This window comes from Micropruina sp. (assembly GCF_047606365.1).
Taxonomy (GTDB): domain Bacteria; phylum Actinomycetota; class Actinomycetes; order Propionibacteriales; family Propionibacteriaceae; genus Micropruina.
In genome coordinates this window covers 19,686-40,660 of the sequence record NZ_JASGEN010000151.1, presented here as the reverse complement: position 1 = coordinate 40,660, position 20,975 = coordinate 19,686, and the positions used below count along the sequence as shown (strand labels likewise).

The window sequence follows — 20,975 nt, the reverse complement described above, 5'->3', positions numbered from 1 at the left end:
GGCGGTGGTGCCGGCGCCGGCGAGACCGGCGAAGACGCCGCCGATCGCGCCACCCGCGACACCGAAGTAGAACGGCAGCTTGCGGGGCAGGTTCACGCCGTAGATGCCCGGCTCGGTGATGCCGGACAGGAAGCCCGAGAAGGCGGACGGCCCGGCGAGTTCCCTGGTGTCGTGGTCCTTGGTGCGGATCCAGACGGCGAAGGTGGCGGCGGCCTGGGCCAGCACGGCGCCGGCCAGCGGACCCATCATGATCGAGTAGCCGGTGGAGAGCTGCTGCACGATGAGCGGAATGAAGCCCCAGTGCAGGCCGAAGATCACGAAGACCTGCCAGAAGCCGCCCATCAGGGCGCCGCCCAGCCAGGGCGCGACATTGAACAGCCAGGTGATGCCGTCGGCGATCGCGTTGGCCGCGATGGTGGTGGCCGGACCGATGGTCAGCAGGATCAGCGGCACCATGATCAGCATGCACAGCAGCGGCGTGGTGAAGTTGCGGATCGCGCCGGGCAGGGTGCGCAGCAGGAAGCGTTCCAGGTAGCCCTGCACCCAGACGCCGACGATGATCGGGATCACCGAGCTGGAGTAGCTCATGATCACCAGCGGAATGCCGAAGAAGGTCAGCGAGCCCTCCGCCGAGGTGAGGGCCACGATGCTCGGGTAGACCAGCGCACCGGCGATCGCCATCGAGGTGAACTGGTTGGTCTTGAACCGCTTCGCCGCGGACACCGCCAGCAGCAGCGGCAGGAAGTAGATCAGCGCGTCCGAGGCGGCGTTGAGCACGACGTACTCGGTGCTCTCGGTGTTCAACCAGCCGAAGGTGGCGAACATGCTGACGAACGCCTTGAACAGGCCGGCGCCAGCCAGCGGCCACAGGATCGGGTGGAACAGCCCGGTGACCAGGTCGATGAATTTGTTGAGGATGCTCTTGTTCGAGTTGTCCTCGACCTCCTCGACGGTGCCGCCGCCCTCCAGTCGCTCGGCGATGCGTGCGTAGACGAACGGCACGTCGTTGCCGATCACGACCTGGTACTGGCCGCCGGCCTGCACCACGGCCAGGACGCCCTTGAGTCCCTTCACCTTCTCGGTGGCGGCCTTGTCCTCGTCGCGCAGCTCCAGCCGCAGCCGGGTCGCGCAATGCCGAGCCGTCTTGATGTTTCCCAGACCTCCGACGGCGTCGACGATGTCGTCGCCCAAGGTCGCGAAGTCCACTGCCATGTGTTCCCTCTCATCCGGATCAGGGCAACAAAAAAGGCCTGAGGCGCGCTTACGCCTCAGGCCTTGCGTCCTCGCGGACTAACAACCCTGATGAAGAATCAATCTTCGCCTCGAAGGTAGCCCAATCGTCGCCCGCGGGGCAACCCGGACGCCGGCGCGCAGTCGGCGTCCGGCGCCGCTTCGCCGGCCGATCTGCGCCGCAACCCCCGACCGGCTCAGGTGAGCGCGTACTTCAGCGGCTCTCCGGCCAGCCAGCGGGCGATGTCGGCGGCGCCGAGTTCGGCGGCCAGCTGGGCGGATTCCCGGCTGGCACCGGCCAGGTGCGGGGTGACGATCAGCCGCGGCGTGTGCAGCAACCGGTGATCAGGCGGCAGCGGTTCGGACGGCAGCACGTCCGCGGCGGCGGCATACAGGTGGCCCGAATCGAGGGCGTCGGCGAGCGCGTCGTAGTCGAGGACGGGCGGACGCGAGCAGTTCACCACGATCGCACCCTCGGGCAGCAGCGCCAGCTGGTCGCGTCCGATCATGCCGCGGGTTTCGTCGTTCAGCCGCGGGTGCAGGGTGAGGATGGTGGAGCGCCGCAGCAGTTCGTCCAGATCGTCGAGCTTCTCCGCGTCCGGCATGTCGGCGGCTGCCACATAGGGGTCATAGGCGAGCACGTGGGCACCCATCGCGTGCAGCGTCCGGGCCACTCGGGAACCGATCGCACCGTAGCCGATCAGCCCGACCGTCGAGCCGCGCACCTCGGGCGCGACGTTCTCGTAGGCGTAGTAGTCGCCGCGCCACTGGCCGGCCACCAGCTCGTTGTGCCGGTCGACCAGTTGCCGCACCGAGGCGAGGATCATCGCGACGCTGTGCTCGGCGGTCGCGGTGGCGTTGCGTCCCGGCGCGTTGGATACCGTCACGCCGTGCTTCTTGGCGGCGTCCAGGTTGATGTTGACCGGCCCGCCACGTCCGACGGTGATCAGCTTCAACGTCGGCGTGGCTGCGGCGATCACCTTCTCGGTGAACGGCGAGGCGTGGACGAAGGCCACCTCGCAACCCTCCAGGGCGCGGATCAGGTCGTCCTCATCGCCCTCGGCCTCATGCACCTCACCGATGTCGGCGAACGGGGTGACCGGCCAGCTGCCTTTAATGATCGTCGTTTCGGCGTCCGGGACATGCCGGGCCAACGCCTCCAGCAGGATCTCCGGCAGGATGAACCGATCCCCGGCCACCAGCACCTTCACCACGTCGTGCCTCCTCGCATCTGTTCGTGCGGCGTGAGCGCCGCGCTTTGTCGCCCCAGTCTGGCCGGTCCGCTCCTCGCGCGGTACCGATTTCCCACGCCTGACTCAGATCGCCCTTCACCCCGCGAGAGGAGATCCCGGCGTTCGCCGGGATGACGAACCCCACCGTCATCCCGGATCTCTTCCCGCGGCCCGCCCAAGTACAGATCCCGGCGTTCACCGGGATGACGAAACTCACCGTCATCCCGGGCTTGATCCGGGACCTCAGCACCACGGCTACTCCAGCCAGTCGCTGAGATCCCAGCCGCGGCGGAACCGGGCGGTCAGGTACTCGCCGACCACCGCGCTACCCAGATCGGCCAGATCGGGTGACACCACCCGTCCGCCGGAGCGCCGGGCCAGCTGGCCGAGGAACCGCTCCAGCCCCGGGTCGTCGCCGAGCCGGAAGAAGATCGGGGCGGCGCCCAGCCGGGACGCCTTGTCCAGCTCGGCGACAGTCAGCGCGACCGTCTCGGGCGCGGTCGGCCAGTCGAACCAGGCGTCCCCGCCACCGGTCAGGTGCGCGGTCGGTTCACCGTCGGTGACGATCAGCAGCACCGGCTGCATCGACGGATGCTGCCGGAAGAACCGGTTCGCCAGCAGCAGGCCATGATGCAGGTTGGTGCCCTGTTCACGCACCGGCGGCAACGCGGTGAGTTCGGTGATCTCCCGCGACTGCGCCCATCGTCCGAAGCTGATCAGCTCCAACCGGTCGCCGCGGAACCTGGTGCTGACCAGGTGATGCAGCGCCAGCGCCGTCCGCTTCATCGGCACCCAGCGTCCCTCGGCAGCCATCGAGAACGAGGTGTCCACCAGCAGCGCCACCGCGGACGAGGTGCGCGCCTCAGTCTCAACCACCTCGACGTCGTCCAGCTGGATCCGGAAGCGCGGCGGGGTGACGCTTCCCGCGGCGTCAGGCGGCAGTCCGTCATCCCGGGCTTGACCCGGGATCTCCGTCGGACGCAAAGGTGAGGTGCGCGCAGACTCGGGGTCGCGCGTCGCCGCGTTCAGCATCGTCCGGGTGACGTCCCAGGGTTCGGAGTCGCCGAACTGCCACGGCCGGGACGCCCCCGTCGGCTCCCCGGCGGCGCCGGACAGCCGGGTGTCCCGGTTGCCCTGGCGTCCGGAGAGTTGCTTGGCGGCGTCCGCCAGCAGCGCCTTGCCGAGCCGGCGCATCGCCTGCGGCGACAACCGCAGGTCACCGGAGCCGTCGCGACGCAGGAAACCACCCTCGCGCAGCGCCTTCTCCAGTTCGGCCAGAGTGCGGGCGTTGACCGCCGCCTCGCTGCCCAACTGCCGGCTCAGGGCGTCCAAGTCGAGATCGTCGAGCCGGGCGCCACCGTAGTTCTGGCCGAGCTGCTCGGCCAGCGAATCGAGCTCGGCGAGGTCCTGCAGCACGCCGGTGCCGTCACCCAGGCCCATCCCCTCCTCGCCGGTGAACTGCTCGCCGCCCGTCCAGTTCTCGCCGGGACGCAGCGCCTGCAGCGAGGAATCCAACCGGTCGAGCTGCGCCATCAACTCGGGCGACCCGAACGCCTGCGCCGAGAGCCGCATCAGCTCCTCGCGCTGCTCGGCACTCATCGAGCGCATCAGCCGTTGCGCGGCGGCCGCACGCTGCGCCAGCGCGTCGATCAGCTCCTCGACGTTGCGGGGGTTCTCCGGGAAGAAGTCGCCGTGCTTCGCCATGAAGTCATCGAAGTCCTCGGGGGTGTCCTCACCGCGGCGATGCTTGTCGAGCAGCTCGTTGAGGTCGTCGAGCATCGCGTTGATCGCCGCCCGGTCGGAATCGGTGGCGTTCTCCAGTGCCTGCTTCATACCCGCGAACCGCTGGTCGAGCAGTTCGCGTCCGAGCAGGTCCTTGATCTTCTCGTAGTCCTGCCTGGCTTCGGTGGACGCCCAGTCGTAGTCGGTGAGCTCGTTCACCGCGGCGGCCGTCGAGGGCGACAGGTTGTCCAGCCGCAGCTCGCGGAAGGCTCGGTCGTCGTCGTCCATCATCGCGTCGCGGAGCAGCTGTTTCCGTTCGGCGTCGACCGCATGGTCAAGCAGCTCCTTGACCTGCTGCAGGGTGCCGTCCATCCGGTAGCGGCTGAGCAGGTCGCGACGGCGGGCGTTCACCCGGCGGGCCAGGTCGTCCAAGCCCTCGCGCGATGAGCTGCCGCGACGCAGATATTCGCGCAGCGCACGCTCGGGGGTGTAGCCGGCCATCACGTCGTCGCCGATCGCCGCCAGCGCCTCGCTCAGGTCGACCGGCGGCGCCAACGGATCCGGGCCGCCGGCGTAGCGGCCGTAACGCGAGGCGCGGTTACGAGGCATGGTGGTCCTAGCCGTAGATGGTTTCGCTGCCGTCGGAGTCCTTGGCGATCCGGCGCGCCAGGTAGAGGCCCTCCAGCGCCAGTTCGATCGCGCTGGCCCGGCGGCCGGCATTGTCGGCGTCGAACCGCTCGGCGATCTCTTCGTACACGTCGTCGGCGTCGGGCAGCCCGTCCAGGAACTCGGACGCGGTCACCTGCTCGCCGGTGATGATCGTGGTCTGGCCGTCCAGGGCCTCCACCAGCGGACCCAGGTCGATGCCACGGAAGTGGGCCCGGGCCGCCTCGGCGGTCGCGGTGCGCAGCAGGTGGCTGAGGATCGCCTCCTCACGCCCCTCCTCCCCTGCCTCGAACTCGACCTTGCCGCCCAGCACGTCGACCGCAGTCTCCAAGTCGACCAGCCGGGCCACCGGGTCGGTCTCGCCCCGGACCACCGCCCGGTGCAGCGCCGCGGCGGCCACGGTCTCGGCACCGGCGATCGCGAACCGGGCGGAGACGCCGGAACGCTGGTTGATCGCCGGCGACTCGCGCAGCGCCCGGGTGTAGCGGGCCAGGATCTCGAGCAGCACCTCGGGGATCTCGGCGACCAGCTGCGCCTCCTGGCGGATCACCGCCACCTCGTCGGCTAGTTCCAGCGGATAGTGGGTGCGGATCTCGGCGCCGAAGCGGTCCTTGAGTGGGGTGATGATCCGGCCGCGGTTGGTGTAGTCCTCGGGGTTGGCCGAGGCCATCACCAGCACATCGAACGGCAGCCGGAGCACGTAACCGCGGATCTGGATGTCCCGTTCCTCCATCACGTTCAGCATCGACACCTGGATGCGTTCGGCCAGGTCGGGCAGCTCGTTGATCGCCACAATGCCGCGGTGGCTACGAGGAATGAGGCCGAAGTGGATGGTCTCCGGGTCGCCCAGCCGGCGTCCCTCGGCGACCCGGATCGGGTCGACGTCGCCGATCAGGTCGGCCACCGAGGTGTCCGGGGTGGCCAGCTTCTCGGAGTAGCGCTCGGAGCGGTGCCGCCAGGCCACCGGCAGGTCGTCGCCGAGTTCGGCGGCCCGACGACGGGACTCGGCGGTGATCGGCTCGTAGGGATGTTCGCCGAGTTCGGCCCCGGCGATCACCGGCGTCCACTCGTCGAGCAGGCCCTCCAGGGTGCGCAGCAGCCTGGTCTTACCCTGCCCGCGCTCCCCCAGCAGCACCACGTCATGCCCGGCGATCAGGGCTCGTTCGAGTTGCGGCAGCACCGTGCGGTCGAAGCCGTGCAGGCCCGGCCAGGGGTTCTCCCCGGCCGCCAGCGCGGTCAGCAGATTGTCACGGATCTCCTCACGAAGACCCTTCTGAACGTGCCCGCTGGCACGCAGTTCTGCAACGGTTGCGATGGTGGGGCGTTCGGTCACGTCCTCACGCTAACCCCGGGCACAAGACGCCGCGACACAGGTGGTTCCACCTGGCATCCACCCGTAACAACGAAGTCGATGGCTCAGCACGCAACAACAGTCGGGATCGGGCACTGTCAGCCGTGCCCGATCCCGATCTTTGTTCAACCGATCGCCAATCGACAATGCTCACAGGGCTGGATGGGACCCTCCCAACCGCGACTCATCAGCACCTGCCCGACCATGAGCGCGGTTCGGCACGCTGCCACACCTGAAACATCGCCCCAGCCGAGCCGCAACGTCAGCAGACCGGCCCTCGCGTGATCGTTGTCCCTTGCCATGTCCCGGAATGCGGCACCACCCGTGTGATGCAGCTTGCTGTCCAGTTCAGCCAGCACGCCGAACTCGTGATACCAGGCGTCTGCGCGATGCCGATACCCGGCGCGTGCTTGTCGCACCGCCTCCGGCAGGCCGTGGGCACGTTCGACGTTGACCAGAAAGCGTCTTTCCAGCGCCGAGTGGGCACCCGTCTCGACGTCGCCGAGGATGTCGCGCAGCAATCGTCGGCTGGGTTGCCGTCGACGTTCAGAGAGTTCGGTCAGCAGTCGCTTCGCCGTGGTTCGCCGACTGCTGATCACGTCGGCGAGAAGTGCCGCCAACTCGTCCTCGTCGCGCCCGGCGCACAGATCAAGCACCGTGCTCTCCAGTCCGGTACGGGTGGGTTCGCCGCTGCCCGTTCGACTGGATCTGATGAATCTCCACCCGAACCTGTTCACATGATCCTCCGGCGTGAACACGGTGATCTCGGCGGGCTCGTCTTTGATCACTCCGTGCAGGTGCCCAGCGGTCTCCAGGCCGAGCACGGAACTTTCACCACCCAGCAGGAGGCCGGCCCAGGCTCGCCCAAGCCATGCTGAGCCCGTGCCCACCCGATAGATCCCCGGTGTCAGAGTGTCGACGATGCCATCGGCAAGGAACCGGGCAATCACCCTGCGGCTCAGCCCGTGGCCCAGCAGCTGGGGCCTGCTCAGCACGCCCGATTGAGCCTCGGCCAACGCACGCAACTCTGCATCGAGCACCATCTTGTTCTTCACATCCTCACCGTGCGCCCGCCGGCTCGAAAGTGTTCAAGACAACCATCGAGATCAGGCACGGTCAGCCGTGCCCGATCCCGATCTTTGTCCGCCGGACCCTGTGGGCCTCGGCGAAACCAGCAGCACCCAGCCGCCTCGCAGCCGAGTACGCTCGTCGCGTGCCGTCGCCCAAGACATTCCGGGTGCTGCTGGTGCGCCACGGACAGACACCGACCACCGGGCAGATCCTGCCGGGGCGTGCTCCCGGACTGCATCTCTCCGATCGTGGCCGGGAGCAGGCTGACGCCGTGGCCCGCCGGTTGGCCGACGCCGGGCTCACCGCGATCTACAGCTCACCGCTGGAACGTGCCCGAGAGACCGCCGAGCCCTCCGAGCGGAGTACCGGGCTGACCGCCGTGATCGAGCCCGCCCTGTTGGAGTGCGACTTCGGCGAATGGACCGGAAAGCAGCTCACCGCACTGGCCAAGCTTCGCGACTGGCGCACCGTGCAGCAGGCGCCGTCCACCTTCCGGTTTCCGGGCGGCGAGAGCTTCGTCGAACTGCAGACCCGGATGATCGCGCTGATGGAGCGGCTGCGGGCCACCCACCGCGGGCAGACGGTGGCCTGCTTCTCGCATGCCGACCCGATCAAGGCTCTGCTCACCCATGCGGTCGGCACCCACCTCGATCACTTCCAGCGGATGGACGTCGGCACCGGCTCGGTGTCGGTGATCGACTGGCCCGCTCACGGTGCACCCGTCGTCCGCAGCGTCAATTCGACCGACGGGCCGCTGGCTCAGTGAACACCGCCCAGCAGGAGGCGCTGCTCAGCGAGGGCACCATCAATCTCGTCGGCCGGGTGGTGGAGAGCAGCAACGCCACCTTCGTCGTCGAGGTCACCCGCGACGACGACTACACCTGGGCCATCTACAAGCCCGAATCCGGCGAACGGCCGCTGTGGGATTTCGAACCCGGGCTGTACCGGCGCGAACGTGCCGCCTACCTGCTGGACGCCGCCCTGGGCTGGGGGCTGGTGCCGCCCACCGTGATCCGCACCGACGCTCCGCTGGGAGTGGGTTCGTTGCAGTGGTTCATCGAGTGCGATCCGGCGATGCACTACTTCCGGTTGGTCCGCGAGTCGCCCGAGGCTCACGAGCGGCTGCGTCGGCTGGCCGTCTTCGACGTGGTCAGCAACAACACCGACCGCAAGGGCGGCCACGTGCTCACCGACGAACACGGCGGCATCTGGGCGATCGACCACGGCCTGTGTTTCGCCGCCGGCTACAAGCTGCGCACCGTGATCTGGGACTTCGCCGGCGAACCCATCGCCCCCGACATCCTGACTGACCTGGCGCCGCTCGCGGACGCCGTCCCCGATGAGATCGCCGAACTGCTCGACGAACGCGAGGTGCGCGCACTGCGGCGCCGAACCCAAAGGGTGCTCGACATGGGAATCCTGCCCATCGATGAGACCGGTCACGCTTGGCCGTGGCCGCTGATCTGACCCGGACGGCGACACGACGCCTCCACCGGACGCCAGGGGTTTGTCGCTCGCTGGAGAGGCCTCAAGAGCCACGCGCGGCACTGAACTCCGGCGGTGGGGAAACGCGCTCCGCCGAGGCAGCCGAACCGGACGACGCATCGTCCGCCCCGGGCATGTCCAGCGCCGAACCCGGCACCCCACCGCCGCTGGGGGGTCTTTCAGAATACCGCATCCCCCCTTGTCAGGACCAGAGTTGACGGGGTTGGATTTTCGACCAGCCAGCACCGACCTGCACCCCCGGCTGACCTAAGGAAGCGCTGATCATTCACGTCATCCCGGGCTCCGACCCGGGATCTCGGCTCCCCGGGATCTCGGCTCCCCGGGATCTCGGCCGGGAGAGATCCCGGATCAAGTCCGGGATGACGATGTCCGGGATGACGATCCAAGTCCGGGATGACGTGAATGGATCACCGCTTCTCTAAAAGCACCGCTGGTTGAGCTTGTCGAAACCATGCCCGTCGGCGGCACTGGGTCTCGACAAGCTCGACCGACCACAACTCGACGGGCGAGCAAGCGCGACTATCCGCCGGCGAACGGAGGCAGCACGTCCACCTGGGCGCCCGGTGCGATGAACTCGGTGCGGGAGCGGGCCGCCTGGCCGTCGATCAGGACGGTGGAGACGGCGAGCACCTTGGCCAGCCGCTCACGGTCGGAGCCCAGTTGCTCCACCAGATCGGCCACCGTCACCTCGAACTCGGCGTCCACGGTCTCCTCAGAGACACCCGCGGCATCTGCCGCGCCCGCGAAGTACCGAATCTTCACAATCCTCAACCTCCGATGGCGCTCATGGTGCGGGCCGGCGGCACGAAGCCCGGTTCGCCGATGCCGTGCGCGGCCGCCTTGCGGGCCTGCGCGCCCGCCCAGATCTCGGCGAGTTCGGCGTCTGAGGCGCCGTCGCGCAACGGGGTACGCAGGTCGGTCTCGGTGCGCGAGAACAGGCAGGTGCGCATCTGGCCGTCGGCGGTGATCCGGGTCCGGTCGCAGGCGCCACAGAAGGGTGCGGTCACCGAGGGGATGACGCCGATCCGCCCACCAGGCTGCGAGCCGTCGGCGGCCACCTCCCACAGCTCGGCGGGCGCGGCGCCGCGGGGCTCGGCGGCCGGCTGCAGGGTGAACCGCTCATTGAGCCGCTCCAGGATCTCGGCTTGGGTGACCATCTGCGAACGGTCCCATTCGTGCCGCGGCCCGAGTGGCATCTGCTCGATGAACCGCAGCTGATAGCCGCGCTCCAGACAGAACTGCGCGAGCGGGACGACGTCGACGTCGTTGACGTCACGCATGATCACGCTGTTGACCTTGACCGGCAGCAACCCGGCAGCCTCGGACGCGGCCAGCCCGGCCAGCACGGCGTCCAGCCGGTCACGGCGGGCGAGGGCGGCATAACGCTGCCGATCGAGCGAGTCGAGCGACACGTTGACCCGGTCCAATCCGGCCTCGGCAAGGGCGGACACTCGCTTGTCCAGGCCGATGCCGTTGGTGGTCAGGGACAGTTCCGGGGCATTGCCGGCGCGGGTGCGCAGGGTCTTGGCGTCGGCGACGATGTGTTCCAGCGACCGGCGCAGCAGCGGCTCACCACCGGTGAAACGGATCTTGGTGATGCCCAGCGATTCCACCGCGATCGCCATCAGCCGATGCAGCTCGGCATCGGTCAACACCTCGTCACCGGGCAGCCACGGCATGCCTTCAGCGGGCATGCAGTAGGTGCAACGGAGGTTGCAGCGATCGGTGAGTGACACCCGCAGGTCGGTGGCGACACGGCCATGCGCATCAGCCAACACCAGCGGTGTGCGCACCTCGACCGTCATGCCCACAGGGTACGCGAGAGACTCCGAGCCGGGGCGAAACGTCATGCACAGGGTGACCGGTGGTGACATCATGGAAGATGATGACCTCGTCCACCGTGCCTGACCATGGCTCGGATCGGCTCGGACCGACCCGACGGCGAGTTCTCGCGCACCTCCAGGAGCTGCCCGACCCCACCTCGACCGAGGTGCTGGCCGAGAGCCTCGCCCTCCATCAGAACACCGTCCGCTTCCATCTTGATGCGCTGCTCACCGCCAACCTGGTGCGCCGGGTGGTCGAACATCGCGGCGTCCAGGGGCGACCCAGGGTGCTGTTCACCGCCGCTCCGACCGTCCCGCCGGTCACCGACCATCCCTACCGTTCGTTGGTACAGGCGATCCTCGGCTACCTGCGCGACAACGATTCCCCCGACAATCCGATCGCCGAGCAGATCGGCGAATCCTGGGGCCGTTCCCTGGCCGACTCCGAAGCCGAACTGCCCGACACCGCAGCACTGGTGGCTGCCGTCAATTCGCTGGGCCTCAGTTCCCGTGTTGCTGAGGTGGACGGCGAGCGCAACCTGGAGATCGTCCGCTGCCCGTTCCGTGATCTCACCCTGGGCGGCGACACCACCGTGTGCCGGATCCATCTGGGCATGATGCGGGGCTATCTCGCCGCCGGAGGCGCCGGCGAAACCGTGGCCGAGCTACGGCCCTGGGTCGGGCCGGAACTCTGCCTGGCGCGACTGGCTCCGGTCTCGGACGCCGTCGTCGAATCGGCAGCGCACGCCTGAGGCCCCCGTCATCCCGGCGAGCGCCGGGATCTCTGGCGGACGCCGCGCGGGTCGGCGGGTGGAGATCCCGGATCAAGTCCGGGATGACAGCGAAGTCGCAGGCGCCAACGTGTCCGTTGGTCTCGGGCCAGCGGCTTGGGGAAGCGCGGACCTTCGCCGGTCGAGCTCGTCGAGACCCGGAACGTGCCGGCCGGCAAGGGGTTTCGACAAGCTCAACCAACATGTGACTGCGTTGATCGGCGCGTGCTAGATGCCGATGTCCTCCAGCAGGTCGGTGACCAGCGCGGCGATCGGTGAACGCTCCGAACGGGTCAGCGTGACGTGGGCGAACAGCGGGTGACCCTTGAGCTTCTCGACGACCGCGACGACGCCGTCGTGGCGTCCGACCCGCAGGTTGTCGCGCTGCGCGACGTCGTGAGTCAGCACCACCCGCGAGTTCTGGCCGATCCGGGACAGCACGGTGAGCAGCACGTTGCGCTCCAGCGACTGCGCCTCGTCCACGATCACGAACGCGTCGTGCAGCGAGCGTCCCCTGATGTGGGTGAGCGGCAGCACCTCGAGCAGGTCGCGGGCCATCACCTCTTCGATGACGTTGCGGTTGGTGACCGAGCCGAGGGTGTCGAACACGGCCTGCGCCCAGGGCGCCATCTTCTCGCCCTCGGCACCCGGCAGGTAGCCGAGTTCCTGACCACCGACGGCGTACAGCGGCCGGAAGACGATCACCTTCGAGTGCAACTGGCGCTCCAGCACCGCCTCCAGGCCGGCGCACAACGCGAGAGCCGATTTGCCGGTGCCGGCCTTGCCACCGAGCGAGACGATGCCCACCGCCGGGTCGAGCAGCAGGTCGAGCGCCACCCGCTGCTCGGCGGAGCGTCCGTGGATACCGAAGCAGTCGCGATCGCCCCGGACCAGCTTCACGGCGCCGTCCGGCAGCACCCGGCCCAGCGCGGTCGCGCCGGAAGTGTGCAGCACCACACCGCTGTGGCAGGGCAGGTCGACGGCTTCCGGAATGAGCGCGGTGCCGGACGCGTACAGGGCGTCGACGCTGGCCCGCTCCACCTCGACCTCGGCCATGCCCGTCCATCCGGTGTCGATGGGCTGCTCGTGCAGGTACTCCTGCGCCGCCAGGCCGACCGCGGACGCCTTCACCCGCAGTGGGACGTCCTTGCTGACCAGGACGACATCGCGTCCCTCACCGGAGTAGTTCAGCGCCACCGCGAGGATGCGTGAGTCGTTGTCACCGAGGCGGAAGCCGTGCGGCAGGACGGTCTGGTCGGAGTGGTTGAGTTCCACGTGCAGGGTGCCGCCGTCCTCGTTGACCTGCAGCGGCAGATCGAGCCGTCCGTTCGCCAGCCGCAGCTCGTCGAGGTAGCGCAGCGCCGTCCGGGCGAAGTAGCCGAGCTCGGGATGATTCCGTTTCGCCTCCAGTTCGGTGACCACCACGATCGGCACGATCACCTCATGCTCGTGGAAGTTGCGCACGGCGTGCGGGTCGCTGAGCAGGACGGAGGTGTCGATCACATAGGTCCGCACCGACGTGTCGGCGGCGGTGCTGACGAAGCTGCGGGAACTGCTTGCTGTACGGGGCACGAGCGGTCCTGTCCTGAGGCCGACGCTGCACCCCCGCCGGCCCACATAGTTGTGTCAGCCGGGAAGTTCGGGCCCTGGTAGTGGCCCGCGGGTTCGACCGGTGCGGGTCAAACGACGCATCGTTTCCTCCTGGACGGTCATTGGGGTGACCGCACTTGCACTGTAAGCAGCCCGCGGGCGATCCGGACGCGCGGCACGCCGGGCAGCGGAAGCCGTCATCCCCCGTTCACGTGGCCGACGCCCTGCCCCGGTCGCCCGCTGGTCGAGCTTGTCGAGACCCCTGTGAGGTGATTCGACAAGCTCAATCACCGATGGTCGGGCTTGTCGAGACCTTGGCCGCGCCGACGTCCAATGAGGTGGTCGACAAGCCTCATCGGCAGGCGGGCGCTCCTCGCCGCTTCCCTAGACTGCGATCCATGACGCTTCCGGACCGGTTGAGAATGCCCACCACACCGCTGGCGCCCGCCGAATCCCAGGTGCGCGGCGAGCGCTACCGGATCACGGTGCTGAGCAACGCGCTGTTCCGGCTGGAGTACTCCCCCGAGGGCCGATTCGAGGACCGCGCCACCCAGATGGTGATCAACCGCGACTTCGAACCGGTCGAGTTCACCGTCAACCGCACCAAGCACGGCATCGAGATCGTCACCGCCACCGTGCAGCTCAGCTACGACGAGCTGCCGTTCAGCCCGGGCGGGCTGTACGCCCACCTGGCGGGTGGCACCGGTCATCGTCGCACCTGGCGCTACGGCGAACGCCAGCAACTCTGGGGCGGCGGCGACGCCAACCTGGGCGGCACCGCGCGCACCCTGGACGAGGTCGACGGGCCCACCGACCTCGAGGACGGCGTGCTCAGCTACCTCGGCTCGGCGGTGCTCGACGACTCGACCACGATGGCACTGGACGCCGACGGCTGGGTCGCGCCCCGGGCGTCCGGCAACACCGACATCTACCTGTTCGCCCACGGGGAGGCCTACCAGCAGGCGCTGGACGACTTCCATCGGCTGACCGGGCCGCAACCGCTGCTGCCCCGCTGGGCGCTGGGCAACTGGTGGAGCCGCTACCACCCCTACACCGCTGAGGAGTACCAGGAGCTGATCAGCCGGTTCGCCGCCGCGCACATTCCGTTCAGCGTCGCGGTGCTCGACATGGACTGGCACCTGGTCGACGTCCCGCCCGAGTACGGCACCGGCTGGACCGGCTACACCTGGAACCGGGAGCTGATCCCCGATCCCGAGGGCATGCTCGCCTGGCTGCATGAGCACGGGCTGAAGGTGGCGCTGAACGTGCACCCGGCGGACGGCGTCCGGGCGTTCGAGGAGGCTTACCCGCGGATGGCGCGGGCGATGGGCATCGATCCGGCGTCCGAGCAGCCGGTCGATTTCGACATCGCCGACCAGCATTTCCTGGCCAGCTACTTCGAGCAGGTGCACCACCCGTTGGAGGACGAGGGCGTCGACTTCTGGTGGCTGGACTGGCAGCAGGGCACGCATTCCTCGCTGGCCGGGTTGGATCCGCTGTGGCTGCTGAACCACTTCCATTACCTGGACAGCGCGCGGCGCGGGCAGCGTCCGATCACCTTCTCGCGCTACGCCGGACCGGGTTCACACCGCTACCCGGTGGGTTTCTCCGGCGACACGATCAACTCGTGGGGCAGCCTGGAGTTCCAGCCGCGCTTCACCGCGACGGCCGCCAACATCGGCTTCGGCTGGTGGAGCCACGACATCGGCGGCCACATGTTCGGCTACCGCGACAACGAGCTGGTCACCCGCTGGTTCCAGCTGGGCACCTTCTCGCCGATCAACCGGCTGCACTCCACGCTGAGCCGGTTCATGGGCAAGGAGCCGTGGAATTATCCGGCCGAGCACGCCGCCGTGATGGTCGACTTCCTGCGGCTGCGGCACCGGCTACTGCCCTACCTGTACACGATGAACGAACGGGCGCACCGCACCAACCGGGCGTTGTGCCGTCCGCTGTATCACGTGCATCGGGAGGGCGACATCTACGTGCAGCGCGCCTACGGTTCGCGCAACACCTTCCTGTTCGGCTCGAAGCTGCTGGTGGCGCCGATCACCGCACCGGCCGATCGCGTCACCGGGCTGGGTGCGGTGACCACCTGGCTGCCCGAGGGCCCGTGGATCGACTTCTTCACCGACCTGCACTACTCGGGCGGACGGACGGTGCAGCTGCATCGGCCGCTGTCCGGCTACCCGGTGCTGGTCCGTCCGGGCGCGATCGTGCCGATGACCGGTCCCGAGGAGTACGGGGTGGGCAATCCGTCCGCGTTCGAGGTGCATGTGTTCGCGGGCGCGATCGGCTCGTTCACCCTGTACGAGGACGACGACGCGGCCGCGCCGCGGGCCGTCCGGACAACCGTGGAGTGGGACGACGACGCCGCCCGGTTCACCATCGCCCCCGCCGTGGGCGAGCTGGACGTGGTGCCGGCCCGGCGCCGCTGGACGGTGATCCTGCATGGCATCAGCGATGCCGCGCGCGTGGACGGCGGCGTGGCCACCCCTGGCGCCGGCCGGCTGACCATCGACCTCGGCGAGGTGAGCACCGCTGACGGCGCGACGGTGACGCTGACCGACCCGGTGCGAGGCGGTGGCCCGACCATCACCGAACGGCTGTTCGACGTGCTGAACGCGGCGCAGTGCGACTACGCGGAAAAGGAACGGGCCTGGACGATGATCAGCCACCCCGGCGACACGCTGGATGTGGTGCGCCGGCTGGACGGCATCGACCTGCCCGACCCGCTGCGTGCCGCGCTCAGCGAGATCCTGCTCTCCGACGGCTGACACCATCTCTCCCCTTGCCGCCGCCCATAAAGCCCTCCCTAACTACCTGTGCCCTCCCTCCAGAGGGAGGGCACAGGTAGTTAGGGAGGGGTCTACGGATCGGGACATGCACCAGGGCGAGGAAGGGGTCTCGACAGGCTCGACCAACCGTTTGCCGTCAGCGGCCGAAACGGCGCTCACGCTGGGCGTACGAGCGCAGCGCACGGATGAAGTCGACCTTGCGGAAGTCGGGCCAGAGCGCCTCGTGGAAGTAGAACTCGCTGTGCGCCGACTGCCAGATCAGGAAGCCGGACAACCGCTGCTCACCCGAGGTACGGATCACCAGATCGGGGTCGGGCTGCCCGGCGGTGTACAGATGGGACGCGATCTGGTCGATCTCCAGGGTGTGGGACAGCTCCTCCAGGCTGGTGCCCTTGGCCGCCTCGGCAGCCAGCAACGAACGGAAGGCGTCGCGCAACTCATGGCGTCCGCCGTAGGAGACGGCGATGTTGACGTGCATGCCGTGGCGACCCTCGGTGCTGGCGGACGCCTGGCGCAACCGTGCGGCCATCGTCGGCGGCAGCAGATCAAGGTCACCGACGACCTGCACCCGCCATGGGCCGTCGGCGGCGAGGTCGACCACCAGGTCTTCGATCACCTGCAGCAGCGGGGCGAACTCGTGGTCGCTGGACCGGTCGAGGTTCTCGGTCGACAGCACCCAGACGGTGACAGTCGGAATGCCCACCTCTTCGCACCACCCGACGAACTCCTTGAGCTTGTCGGCACCGGCGTCGTAGCCGACGGCGACGGGTTCATCGGGGGCGTTGCGGCGGGCCCAGCGGCGGTTGCCGTCCGCCATCACCGCGATGTGCCGGGGCAACTGGTCGGGGGTGAGCTCGGCGACCAGCCGCTGCTCGTAGGTGCGGTAGAGCAAACCGGTCGGATCGAGCGCCGACAGCACTCGGGCGACGCGAGTGGCCAACTCCATGCCGCTCAGAATACCGGCGCAACACCCCCTATCGGGTAGTGCCACGGTCCAACTCGGCGGACGTCTCCGCGACCCGGTAGCGCACACGAGCCAGGATCGCTGTCAGGTGAGCGGCTTGATGGCTGCCCGGGAGTGGGGAGCAGGGGTCATGCCCAGAGGTAGCGGTCGGCGTTCAGCGCAGCGTGACCAGGGCGATGGCGACGAAATGACAGATCGCGGCCACCACCGTGCAGGCGTGGAAGATCTCGTGATAGCCGAAGTAGCGCGGGGACGGATCGGGCCGCTTGAGCGCGTAGACCACCGCACCGCCGCTGTAGACGAAGCCGCCGACGGCGATCAGCACGAATGCGGGCAGCGGCGCGTTGGCCCAGAATTCACCGATCCAGCCGAGCGCCGCCCACCCCATCAGCAGGTAGAGCAGGGTGTGCAGCCAGCGCGGGGACGAGATCCAGACCAGGTTGAAGAACACCCCGGCGAGCGCGGTGAGCCAGACGAACCACAGCAGGGCGGCCCGGCTCGGCGGGCTGAGCAGGGCCAGCGCCAGCGGCGTGTAGGACGCCGCGATGAAGATGAAGATGTTGGCGTGGTCGAGCCGGCGCAGCATCAGCTGGGTCCGCTCGCCCCAGTGACCGCGGTGGTATAGGGCGCTGACGCCGAAGAGTTCCACGGCGGCCAGTAGCCACACCGCGCCACCGATCCGTCCCGTCTGAGTGGGTGCCAGGACGACCAGGGTGATGCCGGCGAGCAGCGCGATCGGGGTCATCACCAGATGCAGCCAGCCGCGCAGCAGCGGCTTGGGAACGGACGCCTCCGCCGGGGTCAGTGACTGTGCGCGGGTCGTGGACATATACCTACGGTACCGTAAGTTACGGAGCCGTATCAAACATTGGCACGGCCTCCTCCCCTACGGACGCACAAACGCCGAACGGCGTCCGAGCCCCAAGGATCGAGGCTCGGACGCCGTTCGGCGGCTGCGAAGGTCAGCGGTTGCCGGGCAGGCTGTTCAGCAGAGCCTTCACGTCGGCGTCCGGAATGGTGGTCGCCGAGGTCGGCTCGGTGATGTCCACCTTGTCGCTGAACTCGGCCACTGCGTTCAGCTTGAACTGCGCGGCCTGCAGGCGGCGCAGCGCCTCGTCGTCGGCGCCGTCCTTCACCTTGGGCCAGGTCTTGATGATGTCGGCGAGGTCGATGGACGCCTTGGTCAACACGCCACCCTCGATGGTCAGCGTGGTGTCCAGGTTGGCGCCGTCCTGCAGGTCGGCGATCGCCTTGTCCGCGTCCTCGGTGCTGAAGTCATCATTGGGGTCGACGTCGGCGAGGCCCTTGATCAGGCCCTTGGCGTCGGTGACCACCGTGTAGGTGGTGTCGTTCACCTTGGTCACCGTCGAGTTGGCGGTCACCACGTCGAGGTACTTGGCCGGGTCGGCGACCTGGGGCGCAGCGCTCTGCTGGGTCGCCTTGGCGGCCAACTCGTTCATCGTCGCGCCGTCGACCTGCATCCACTTGCCGTCGATCAGATCGTTCACCCACGGCTTGCCGTTCGCGAGGCTGGCCGCCATCATCCGCACCTGGCTGCCGGTGAACAGTCCGGTCTGCTGGCCGATGCCGTCCACATCGACCCGCAGGAAGCCCTTGTCGTTCACCTTCATGATCTCGAGCGGCTTGTCGCCGACCATCACCCGGGTGGCGAAATCGACCTTGTCGAGCGAGGTCGCCTGCTGCAGGGTGCCCTCGTGGGCACGGGTCGCGGTGCTGATGCTGACCATCGGGATCACCTTGAACGCCGCATTGAGCTGGGCGAGGCGGGAGGGATCGGCGTCCTGCTCCACGGCCTTCGAAATGGTGCTGAGATCCTCGGCGGTGGTGTCCAGGCGAAGCGTCGTGGTCGCCGCCTGTCGAGCGGTCAGGGCCTTGACCGCCTGGTCGACGGTCGGCTTCGGGTCGGGCGCCGAGCAACCGGCGAGAGCAATCGCGGCAGTCAGGCCGGAGGCGGCGAGAACAGGGGTGATTCTGCGCATGAGAATGATGAATACCTTCCAACTGATCACGCCCGGAGAGGTCACGGGCTCCGGACATCCTCTCATTGCCGGGTTCACTTCAGGGTCACCCGGGCGGATGACCACCAGGACGTCCCACAAGCCGGAATATCGGGACGGCTCGCGCTCTCTGCTCTTCCGGGCTGTCACATCCTCTTCCACAGCGCCGAACGCAACTCGCGCACGTCGGTAGCCGGGGTGAAGCAGACAGTTCCGCGACATACATACGCGGTGGTCTCCCCGCCGCGGGCGTCCCGATCATCGAAGTGGTGGGCGAAACCGGGAGTCCCGGCCGGTCCGGCGACCAGGGCGGTGCCGGCGGGCGCCATCCGGGCGGCTGCACGGATCAGTTCGGTCAGTTGGGCGCCGTCCGGGGTCACCAGCACGGCAACCGCGGGAGCGAGACGCTTCGCGGCCTGGTCGGTGATCAGTGCGTCGACGAACGCCCAGCCGGCGAAACGGGGCGCCGCCTGCAGGACGCCGCGCAGCGTGGCCGCCGCCTGATCGGCACGCGCCTCGAAGTCGGCCCGGTCGGCCAGTAGTCCCACCAGGCGCAGCGCGGCGACCAGGCACGCCGTCCCGGACGGGGTGGGGTTGTCGGCGGTGTCGCGAGCCCGGGCGAAGGGCCGGACGCCGTTGCCATCGGCCGGCGCGTCGTAGAAGCCGCCGTCGTCGGCCCCGAATCGCTGCAGCGCCGTCTCGAGCAGGGCGACCGCCCGCTCCAACCAGATCGCGTCACCGATCGCCCCGGCCAGCCGTGCGTAGCCGAGCGCCAGCGCCCCGTAGTCGTCGGCCATCCCGGAGGCGTCGCTCGGCACGCCGTCCAGGCCCGCGCGACGCAGCTCGCCGTCCACCATCAACCGCCAGGACGCCTGCGCGGCCCGCTCGGCGAGTTCCAGCCAATCCTGCTCGCCGAACACCAGCGCGGCGTTGACCAGCGAGTCGATCGCGAAGCCGTTCCAGGCGGCGACCAGCTTGTCGTCGCGGGCCGGCGCGAACCGTCCGGCCCGCACCTCGCGCAGCCGGTCGAGGACGGCGTCGAACCGGTCCCAGTCGGGGGTGCCGCGCAGTTGCAGGGTGGAGAGGCCGTGCTCGAAGGTGCCGCGCTCCGTCACGTGGAACACCTCGCAGGCCCAGTCGGAGTCGGCCTCGCCGAGGGCGTCGGTGAGCAGCTCCGGCGACCAGACGTAGTAGATGCCCTCGTGCACCATGCCGCGGATGTCGCACGAGTCGGCGTCCAGGCTGGCGGCGAAACCGCCGCCGTCCAGCTGCAGGTCATGGGTGAGGAAGTCGACGATGCCGCGGACGGCGCGCTCGAACAGCAGCCGCAACCCACGATCGTGATCGGCGGTACGGCACCAGGCGCGGGTGTAGCTGCCGAGCAGCAACGCGTTGTCGTAGAGCATCTTCTCGAAGTGCGGCACCACCCAGCCGGCGTCGACGCTGTAGCGGTGGAAGCCGCCGCCGACCTGGTCGTGGATGCCACCGCGCAGCATCGCCTCCAAGCTGCGCTGGGCGAGATCGAGCGAGGCCGGCTCGCCGGTGACCAGCAGGGCGTCGATCAGCCCGGGCGCCGGGAATTTGGGTGCACTGCCGAAACCGCCGTGCACCGGGTCGAAATCGGCCGAGACCTTTTCGTAGAGCTGGGCCACATCGAGACCGCCGGACGCCGGCAGCACGCCGAACTCGTCACTGAGATGGGCCACGATCGAGTCCGCACTGGTCAGCACCTCGTCGCGTCGGGACGTCCAGGCGTCCGCCAGAGCGGTGACCAACTGGGTGAAGGACGGCAGCCCGTGCGCCGGCTCGGGTGGGTAGTAGGTGCCGGCGAAGAACGGACGGCCCTCCGGGGTCAGGAAGACGGTCATCGGCCAGCCGCCCTGCCCGGTCAACGCCTGGGTGGCCTTCATGAAGACGGCGTCGACGTCGGGACGCTCCTCGCGGTCGACCTTGATCGCCACGAAGTGCGCGTTCACCAGGGCCGCCACCTCAGGGTCGGAGAACGACTCGTGAGCCATCACATGGCACCAGTGGCAGGCGGCATAGCCGACGCTCAGCAGAATCGGGACGTCGCGCCGCCGTGCCTCATCGAACGCCTCCGGCGTCCACGGCCACCAGTCGATCGGGTTCTCCGCATGCTGCAGCAGGTACGGGCTGGACGCCTCGGCGAGCCGGTTGGCCATTGTGATGAACTCCTGATCGGTCATGCGCATCCGCTTCCGATGACACGCGAG

General features: G+C 68.6%; 16 protein-coding genes. 4 read left to right on the top strand and 12 right to left on the bottom strand.

Features of this window, described 5'->3' with window-relative positions:
• From QM624_RS17400 to QM624_RS17380, 5 genes are all read right to left on the bottom strand, one after another.
• Positions 1 to 1,212, bottom strand: a 1,212-nt coding sequence (locus QM624_RS17400) for a PTS transporter subunit EIIC (RefSeq protein ID WP_415094147.1), incomplete at its 3' end; no start/stop codon positions are given.
• Between the two features lie 215 nt (positions 1,213 to 1,427).
• Entirely contained in the window at positions 1,428 to 2,444 is a 1,017-nt protein-coding gene (locus QM624_RS17395) for a 2-hydroxyacid dehydrogenase (protein ID WP_415094145.1), read from the bottom strand.
• Between the two features lie 273 nt (positions 2,445 to 2,717).
• Positions 2,718 to 4,793 (bottom strand): vWA domain-containing protein, encoded by a 2,076-nt coding sequence (locus QM624_RS17390; protein WP_415094143.1) that lies wholly within the window; start codon positions 4,791 to 4,793, stop codon positions 2,718 to 2,720.
• A gap of 7 nt (positions 4,794 to 4,800) precedes the next feature.
• The gene (locus QM624_RS17385; protein ID WP_415094141.1) at positions 4,801 to 6,183 is read right to left on the bottom strand and encodes a magnesium chelatase; all 1,383 of its coding nucleotides are present in this window, start codon (positions 6,181 to 6,183) and stop codon (positions 4,801 to 4,803) included.
• A 143-nt stretch (positions 6,184 to 6,326) separates the two neighbouring features.
• A complete protein-coding gene (locus tag QM624_RS17380) occupies positions 6,327 to 7,256 on the bottom strand; it encodes a type IV toxin-antitoxin system AbiEi family antitoxin domain-containing protein (RefSeq protein WP_415094139.1) in 930 nt (309 codons plus the stop codon).
• A 158-nt stretch (positions 7,257 to 7,414) separates the two neighbouring features.
• Here QM624_RS17380 and QM624_RS17375 point away from each other — a divergent pair, with 158 nt between their 5' ends.
• Both QM624_RS17375 and QM624_RS17370 read left to right on the top strand, forming a co-directional pair.
• Entirely contained in the window at positions 7,415 to 8,038 is a 624-nt protein-coding gene (locus QM624_RS17375; RefSeq protein WP_415094137.1) for a histidine phosphatase family protein, read from the top strand.
• Positions 8,035 to 8,739, top strand: coding sequence for an SCO1664 family protein (locus QM624_RS17370; protein WP_415094135.1), 705 nt, complete (start codon positions 8,035 to 8,037; stop codon positions 8,737 to 8,739). The genes QM624_RS17375 and QM624_RS17370 overlap by 4 nt, the downstream gene beginning before the upstream one ends.
• Positions 8,740 to 9,297: 558 nt before the next feature.
• On the opposite strand, the gene QM624_RS17365 is transcribed toward QM624_RS17370, so the two are convergent.
• Together QM624_RS17365 and moaA are read right to left on the bottom strand one after the other, a co-directional pair.
• Positions 9,298 to 9,540 carry a MoaD/ThiS family protein gene (locus QM624_RS17365; protein ID WP_415094133.1) on the bottom strand — a complete coding sequence of 81 codons (243 nt, stop codon included), beginning with the start codon at positions 9,538 to 9,540 and terminating at the stop codon, positions 9,298 to 9,300.
• A gap of 5 nt (positions 9,541 to 9,545) precedes the next feature.
• On the bottom strand, positions 9,546 to 10,583 hold the full coding sequence (gene moaA / locus QM624_RS17360) for a GTP 3',8-cyclase MoaA (protein WP_415094131.1): 1,038 nt from the start codon (positions 10,581 to 10,583) through the stop codon (positions 9,546 to 9,548).
• A 62-nt stretch (positions 10,584 to 10,645) separates the two neighbouring features.
• On the opposite strand from moaA, the gene QM624_RS17355 reads away from it, so the two are divergent.
• The gene (locus tag QM624_RS17355) at positions 10,646 to 11,353 is read left to right on the top strand and encodes a helix-turn-helix transcriptional regulator (RefSeq protein ID WP_415094129.1); all 708 of its coding nucleotides are present in this window, start codon (positions 10,646 to 10,648) and stop codon (positions 11,351 to 11,353) included.
• A 246-nt stretch (positions 11,354 to 11,599) separates the two neighbouring features.
• Here QM624_RS17355 and QM624_RS17350 read toward each other — a convergent pair whose 3' ends face one another.
• Positions 11,600 to 12,943, bottom strand: a complete 1,344-nt coding sequence (locus QM624_RS17350; protein ID WP_415094126.1) for a PhoH family protein — start codon at positions 12,941 to 12,943, stop codon at positions 11,600 to 11,602.
• A gap of 416 nt (positions 12,944 to 13,359) precedes the next feature.
• On the opposite strand from QM624_RS17350, the gene QM624_RS17345 reads away from it, so the two are divergent.
• A complete protein-coding gene (locus QM624_RS17345; RefSeq protein WP_415094124.1) occupies positions 13,360 to 15,738 on the top strand; it encodes a TIM-barrel domain-containing protein in 2,379 nt (792 codons plus the stop codon).
• A gap of 157 nt (positions 15,739 to 15,895) precedes the next feature.
• Here the strand turns inward: QM624_RS17345 and QM624_RS17340 are convergent, their stop codons facing one another.
• From QM624_RS17340 to QM624_RS17325, 4 genes are all read right to left on the bottom strand, one after another.
• Entirely contained in the window at positions 15,896 to 16,705 is an 810-nt protein-coding gene (locus tag QM624_RS17340; protein WP_415094122.1) for an isoprenyl transferase, read from the bottom strand.
• Between the two features lie 172 nt (positions 16,706 to 16,877).
• Positions 16,878 to 17,552, bottom strand: coding sequence for a PAQR family membrane homeostasis protein TrhA (gene trhA / locus QM624_RS17335; RefSeq protein WP_415094120.1), 675 nt, complete (start codon positions 17,550 to 17,552; stop codon positions 16,878 to 16,880).
• A 133-nt stretch (positions 17,553 to 17,685) separates the two neighbouring features.
• Positions 17,686 to 18,768: a hypothetical protein gene (locus QM624_RS17330; protein WP_415094118.1), complete on the bottom strand. Its 1,083-nt coding sequence runs from the start codon at positions 18,766 to 18,768 to the stop codon at positions 17,686 to 17,688.
• Positions 18,769 to 18,887: 119 nt separating this feature from the next.
• Entirely contained in the window at positions 18,888 to 20,924 is a 2,037-nt protein-coding gene (locus QM624_RS17325) for a thioredoxin domain-containing protein (RefSeq protein WP_415094151.1), read from the bottom strand.
• Between the last annotated feature and the right edge of the window lie 51 nt (positions 20,925 to 20,975).